Origin of the sequence: Actinophytocola sp., assembly GCF_049647105.1 — a bacterium.
Classification (GTDB): Bacteria; Actinomycetota; Actinomycetes; order Mycobacteriales; family Pseudonocardiaceae; genus Actinophytocola.
In genome coordinates this window covers 1-6427 of record NZ_JBARWZ010000152.1, presented here as the reverse complement: position 1 = coordinate 6427, position 6427 = coordinate 1, and the positions used below count along the sequence as shown (strand labels likewise).

Sequence of the window (6427 nt, the reverse complement as noted above, 5' to 3'; positions counted from 1 at the left end):
GTGGTTACGCGGACGCCGGCGCGAACGCCAACAGCTCCAACAGCACCGGCTCCGGCCCGGTCGACGCGAGCGGCGGCGACGGCGGCGCGGGCGGCGCGGCCGCGGTGACGGCGAACCAGAACATCAGCGTGTCGAACTCGTTCACCAACGTGGGCAACGAGGACAACGACATCACCATGATCAAGGACTCGTTCAACCGGGACAACGACGGCGTCGACAACAGCCACGGCCACATCGACGACAGCGTGGTCGCGGGCGACGACATCAGGGATTCGCTCAACTCCGACGACGACGTGTCCATCAGCGACTCCTACAACGACACGCTGACGCAGAACACCACCGACAACTCGAGCCACACGTCCTACACGGACTCGTTCAACGGCAACGTGTTCGACAACGACGGCTTCGACCTGGACCTCGACCTCGACATCGAGGACGTCGAAGTCGAGATCGACTGACGGGCTGAGTACGTCACATGACCACGACGATCTCCTCGCTCATCGACTTCCTCATGGCCCTGCTGGGCGATGAGGAGCTGGCGGACGAGTTCCGCGCCGATCCGGACGGCGTGCTCGAGCAGTACGGCCTGGACAGCATGTGCGGCGAGGACATCCGGGACGCGGCGCCGATGGTGGCCGACCAGGTCGGCGTGCACGCCGTCGGCGGGCAACCGCACTTCGGGGGCGACGACGACCCGGTGGCGGAGATCTCGGTGATCACCAAGCACTACGACGTGACCATCGGCCCCACCACCAACGAGTACAACTACTACTACGTCGACGACAACGACATCATCATCACGGTCGACGACCGCGACACGATCACCATCCACTCCGAGGGCGACCTCACGATCACGGACTCCTTCAACGAGGACAACGACATCACCGTGATCGAGGACTCGTTCAACCAGGACAACGACGGGGTGGACAACAAGGGCGGCTCGATCGACGACAGCGTCGTGACGGGCGACGACATGGCGGACTCGGTCAACTCCGACGACGACGCCACCCTGACCGGGTCGCACAACACCACGGTGAGCGAGACGGGCACCGACCTGTCCACGGACACGACGGTCGACGATTCGTTCAACGACAACACCTCGGACGACGACTACGTCGATGTGGACGTGGCGCCCGAGGAGCAGGCACCGCTCGCGGTGCACGATTCCGACGACCTGTGGCCGACGGTGGACGCCGACACGGGTGGAGAACTGGACACGGAAGCACTCGTGTCCGAGTAAAACATCGCCCGCCCGGGTGGACAGGCCGCACATACCCGGGCGGGCGATGAGCTCCGTGTGAGCACACACCGAGGGAGAACCAATGCGTGGAGCCGAGTCCGTCGAGGCGCTGGAGGCAGCGCTGCGCGTGATCGCGCCGTACCGCAGGCCGGACCTGGAGGCCCGGCTGCGGGCGTCGGCGAACCGGCTGCGGACCGACCGCATCCGCGTGCTGGTCGTCGGCGAGTTCAAGCAGGGCAAGAGCCTGCTCGTCAACGGGCTCGTGCGCGCGCCGGTCTGCCCGGTGTTCGACGACATCGCGACCTCGGTGCCCACCGTGGTCCGGTACGCACCGGCGCCCACCGCGGCGCTCGTCCGCGTGATCGAGCAGGCGGGCAGGGGCACCGAGGCCGGTGACCCCGCCGCCGCGAAGCTCGAACGGGTCGAGCTGCCGATCGAGGAGCTGGGCGGCCACATCGCCGAGACCGGCAACGTGGAGAACAGGGAGCGGTGGCGCTACGCCGACATCGGCATCCCCCGCGCGCTGCTGGCGCGAGGGCTGGAGATCGTCGACACCCCGGGGGTCGGCGGGCTGAACTCGGTGCACGGCGCCGCGACCATGGCCGAGCTGCCATCGGCGGACGCCGTGCTGTTCGTGTCCGACGCCTCACAGGAGTACACGGCACCGGAACTGGAGTTCCTGAAGCAGGCGACCGCGTTGTGCCCCAACGTGTTGTGCGTACTGTCCAAGACGGACCTGTACCCGGAGTGGCCAAGGATCGCGGACCTGGACCGCGCGCACCTGGAGCGGGCGGGGCTGGACACCGAACTGCTCACCGTGTCCTCGGCGCTCCGCGTGCACGCGATCCGCAACAACGACGACGAGGCCGACCGCGAGTCCGGCTTCGCCGAGCTGACCGACTACCTCCTCGATCAGGTCGCCGGGCAGGCGGACGTGCTGGCGCGCCGGTCGACCGCGCACGACATCGCCGCCGTGACCGAGCAGGTCGCCACCGCCCTGCTCGCGGAGCAGGCCGGGTACACCGACCCCGACCACGCGGCGGAGGTCATCCGGGGACTCACCGAGGCGAAGCGGCAGGCTGTCGCGCTGAAGGAACGGTCGGCCCGCTGGCAGCACACGCTGAGCGACGGCATCGCCGACCTGAACGCCGACATCGACTACGACCTGCGGGACCGGATGCGCGACATCGTCCGGGAGGCCGAGGAGGAGGTCATGAAGGGCGGCGACCCGAAGAAGACGTGGGACCAGCTCGCCGCCTGGGTGGAACAGGAGGTGAGCGCCGCGGTCGCCGCGAACTTCCTGTGGGCCGCGCAGCGCGCCCGCTGGCTCGCGGGCCAGGTGTCCGAGCACTTCTCCGGCGATCAGGAGCTGCTGCCGAGGATCCGCACCGCGGCGGAGGACCCCCTCGCTCGCGTGCACGGCATGGAGCTGCGGCTCGGCGAACCGTTCGGGGTCGGCCAGAAGGCGCTGTCGGGGTTGCGTGGCGGGTACGTCGGCGTGCTGATGTTCGGCATGCTCGGCACGATCGTGGGCATGCCGCTGATCAACCCGTTCTCGGTCGGGGCCGGCCTGCTGCTGGGCGGCAAGGGGCTCACCGACGACCGGCGGCGGGTGTACGCCAAGCGGCAGAACGACGCGAAGGCCGCGCTCCGCCGCTACGCGGACGACGTGATCTTCCAGGCAGGCAAGGAGTCCCGCGAACTGCTGCGCCGCGTGCAGCGCGACCTGCGTGACTACTACACCGACCGCGCCGAGGAGACGAACCGGTCCCTGAAGGACTCGCTCGCGTCGGCGGAGCGGTCGGTGCGAGCGTCCAAGGAGGAACAGGAACGCAGGCTGGCGGAGATCGGCTCGGAGCTGAAGCGGCTGGGCGAGCTGCGGGACCGGGCGCTCGCACTCGCGCCGGGCGCCGGCCACCGGCAACTGGAGGCCGCATCGTGACCGCACTGACCGACTCCGTGCGCCACGTGCTGCGCAGGGCGGTGACCGTGTACTCGGGCGCGCCCGAGGTCGCCGAGTCGTTGCGCGACCAGCTGGACCGGCTCGACGAGCCGCTGCGGGTCGCGATCGCGGGCAAGGTGAAGGCGGGCAAGTCGACCCTCCTCAACGGGCTGGTCGGCGAGCTGATCGCGCCGACCGACGCCGGCGAGTGCACGAAGGTCGTGACCTGGTACCGGGACGCGCCGACGCCCCAGGTGGTGTCCTATCCGGACAGTGGCCCACCGGAGCCGCTGCCGCTGCACCGCGACGCCAACGGCCTCGCCGTGCGGCTGCGGGACGTGCCAGCCGAGCGGCTGCGGAAGCTGGTCGTGGACTGGCCGTCGCGGAGCCTGCGGGACGTTACGCTCATCGACACCCCCGGCATCGCGTCGACGTCGGCGGGCGTGTCGCGGCGGACGGTGAACCTGCTGACGCCGGACGAGGACACCCCCGCCGAGGCGGACGCGGTCGTCTACCTGATGCGGCACCTGCACGTCGCGGACGCGGAGTTCCTCGAGTCGTTCCGGGACCAGGGCGTCGCGAAAGCCAGCGCGGTCAACACGATCGCGGTGATCTCGCGGGCCGACGAGGTGGGCGGCGGCCGCATCGACGCGATGCTGTCCGCGCGCCGGATCGCCCGCCGCTATCGCTCCTCCCCCGCGCTGCGCGGGTTGTGCCAGACGGTGCTGCCGGTCGCGGGGTTGCTGGCGGCCACCGGCCGGACACTGGCGCAGCGGGAGTTCGACACACTCGCCACGCTGGCGGCCGCGCCACGGTCCGACATGGACAGTGCACTGCTGTCCACGCACCGGTTCCTGCGCTCGGAGCGGCTGGCCGAGCTGTCGGCGGTGCCTGCCGACTTCCGGCACGCCCTGCTCGACCGCTTCGGCCTGTACGGGCTGCGCCTTTCGATGATGCACATCCGCCAGGGCTGCACCGACTCGACCGCGCTGGCCGCCGAGCTGGTGCGGGGCAGCGGGTTGACCGAGCTGCAAACGGTGCTGAGGGCGCAGTTCACGCAGCGGCGCGACCTGCTGAAGGCGCGGACCGGGTTGCTCGCGGTGGAACGGGTGCTGCGCACGCGGATCCCCGGCGCCGAACCGGACGCGGTGGCGGTCCTCGCCGCCGAGGTGGAGCGGATCACCTCGGGCGCACACGAGTTCGTCGAGCTGCGGCTGCTGTCCGCGCTGCGGTGCGGCGAGCTGATGCTGCCCGACGCGGATTCCGCGCCCGTGCAACGGTTGCTGGGCAGCGAGGGCGTCACCGCGGCGGCACGACTCGCGCTGCCATCGGATGCCCCCTCGGACGCGGTGCGTGCCGAGGCGCTGACGCAGCTGGTCCGCTGGCGCCAGCGTGCGGAGGACCCGTTCGCCGGGCGACCGCAGGTACGGGTGTACCGCGCGGTCGCCAGGACGTGCGAGGGCGTGGTGGCCTCCCTGGACGCCGTTCCTACTTCGTCGGCGACACGATGACCGGCGACCCCCGCGGCACCTGGACCTTGCCGGACTTGATGGCCTCGTTGACCGCCTGTTGCTGGTAGGCCTGGTATCCGGGATGCCGCCGGGGAAAGTTCGCCGCCGCCTGCTTGTCCACGTCGGCAGGGCTCCCGAGCGCGGGGTGCGGACAACCGACGGTTGTGCGCCGCTACTGCTCCGTGTTCTCCAGCAGCGTGCGCAGGCGGCCGAACAGTTCGTTGCGGCCGTCCGCGCCGAGCCGGGTCTTCATGCGGGCCACGTGGTGCTCGACGGTCTTGGCGGAGATGAACAGCCGAGCGCCGATCTGCTTGTGCGTCAGCCCGGCGAGGACGAGCCTGCCGACCTCCAGCTCGCGTTCGCTGAGCGTCAGCGCGACCGGCTCGTCCGCGGTGTCGCCAGGGGGCAGCGGTTCCACGGTGTCGCTGAGCGTGCGGGCGAGTGCCATGAGGTCCGCGGCCGCCTTGCGGTCGCCGGTGCGGGCGGCGGCCTCGGCGGCCAGCCGGGACCCGTCCCAGTCGAGGCCGGCCAGCCGCAGACCGATCGCCGCCGCGCGGATGACCGCCGGGTCGGTCTCGCCGGTGAGCAGGCAGTCTGCGGCTCTCGCGAGGGCACGCACGTGCGGGGCGCGGTCGGCGAGTGCCCGCAGTGTGGTCGCGGCCTCGTCCGCGGCCGCCCGGTCTCCTGCCACGAGCGCGGCGTGCAGCTCGCTCCAGCGCAGGGGCGCGGTCCACAGGGGCGGGTCGCCGAGCCGCGCGAGCAGGTCGTCGGCCCGCGCCAGGTGCGGGGCGAGCGCGTCGGGTTCGCCGAGCACGGCGGCCGCGATGGTCAGCTCTCCCAAGGGGCGCAGCAGGTACAGGTGCACCGGGTGGCGGATCAGTGCGGTGCGGCCCCTGGTGAACGCGGCGGCAAGGGCGGTGACGTCGTCGGTGCGGCGGGCCACGGCGGCGGTGAGCGCGGCGGCCATCACCTCGTCGGTGGGTTCGAGAGGTTCACGCACCCGGTCGAGGACCTCACGGGCGGTGCCGACGGTGCCGCGGGTCATCGCGATCCACCCGTGCAGCAACAGGAGCCCGGCATGGGCGAGGCCGCCGCCGACCTTCGCTGCGACCGCCTGCCCGAGGATCGTGTCGGCGAGCGCGACCTCCCCGCACTGGGCCGCGACGAGCGCGAGCAGCTCCGCCGGGCTGTAGGGAAGGAGGACGGACTCGCCGGCCGGTTCGAGGAGGCAGGCCGCGCGGGTGAGGCAGGACAACGCGGCGGGCACGTCGCCGTCGACGGTGGCGAGGAGACCCTTCGCGACGAGCCGGACGGCCGGTGCGGTGAGGGTGGGCGCGTCGTGCTCGCTCGGCGGGGCGGTGGCGAGCACGGCGCGGGCCCGGTCCAGCTCGCCGGTGGCGAGGAGCGCGGGGACGGCAAGGAGCATGTCGGCGTCGCCGAGGCCCTGGTACAGCTCGGCGGCGCGTTCCGCGAAGCCGCGGTGGGCGAGGACGGCGGCGGTGACGGAGACGGCGCGCCTGCGGTCCTCTGGTGTCGGGTTCTCGGCGGTGAGGGTCTCGTCGGCGAAGCGCAGGGCCTGCGATGGGTCGCCCGCGAGCGCTGCGGCCTGCGCGCGCCGGGCGGTGATGGTCCTCGCGGTGCCGCCCGCGCGGACCGCGGCGTCGAACAGCTCGGTCGCGAGCTGGGGGGACGTGCGCAGCGCCTCCTCGGCGGCGGCGGCGAGCACCTCGGACG

The 6427-nt window shown here is 71.8% G+C and carries 6 protein-coding genes; 4 read left to right on the top strand and 2 right to left on the bottom strand.

Annotated elements, in window-relative coordinates:
* The 4 genes from WBA97_RS19190 to WBA97_RS19175 form a co-directional block, all read left to right on the top strand.
* Positions 1-458 (top strand): hypothetical protein (locus tag WBA97_RS19190; RefSeq protein ID WP_424232227.1); only part of this gene is annotated, 458 nt, incomplete at its 5' end.
* 17 nt (positions 459-475) lie between these two features.
* Entirely contained in the window at positions 476-1240 is a 765-nt protein-coding gene (locus tag WBA97_RS19185; RefSeq protein WP_424232226.1) for an IniB N-terminal domain-containing protein, read from the top strand.
* An 82-nt stretch (positions 1241-1322) separates the two neighbouring features.
* On the top strand, positions 1323-3182 hold the full coding sequence (locus tag WBA97_RS19180) for a dynamin family protein (protein ID WP_424232225.1): 1860 nt from the start codon (positions 1323-1325) through the stop codon (positions 3180-3182).
* Positions 3179-4693, top strand: a complete 1515-nt coding sequence (locus tag WBA97_RS19175; RefSeq protein WP_424232224.1) for a dynamin family protein — start codon at positions 3179-3181, stop codon at positions 4691-4693. The genes WBA97_RS19180 and WBA97_RS19175 overlap by 4 nt, the downstream gene beginning before the upstream one ends.
* Here WBA97_RS19175 and WBA97_RS19170 read toward each other — a convergent pair.
* Both WBA97_RS19170 and WBA97_RS19165 read right to left on the bottom strand, forming a co-directional pair.
* On the bottom strand, positions 4671-4814 hold the full coding sequence (locus WBA97_RS19170; protein WP_424232223.1) for a hypothetical protein: 144 nt from the start codon (positions 4812-4814) through the stop codon (positions 4671-4673). The genes WBA97_RS19175 and WBA97_RS19170 overlap by 23 nt on opposite strands.
* Positions 4815-4865: 51 nt before the next feature.
* On the bottom strand, positions 4866-6427 hold a 1562-nt coding region (locus tag WBA97_RS19165), incomplete at its 5' end, for a LuxR C-terminal-related transcriptional regulator (RefSeq protein WP_424232222.1).

Excerpts from the sequence above, each read along its gene's own strand:
- WBA97_RS19180 (WP_424232225.1), top strand. The coding sequence starts at position 1,323 with ATGCGTGGAGCCGAGTCCGTCGAGGCGCTGGAGGCAGCGCTGCGCGTG.
- WBA97_RS19185 (WP_424232226.1), top strand. The coding sequence starts at position 476 with ATGACCACGACGATCTCCTCGCTCATCGACTTCCTCATGGCCCTGCTG.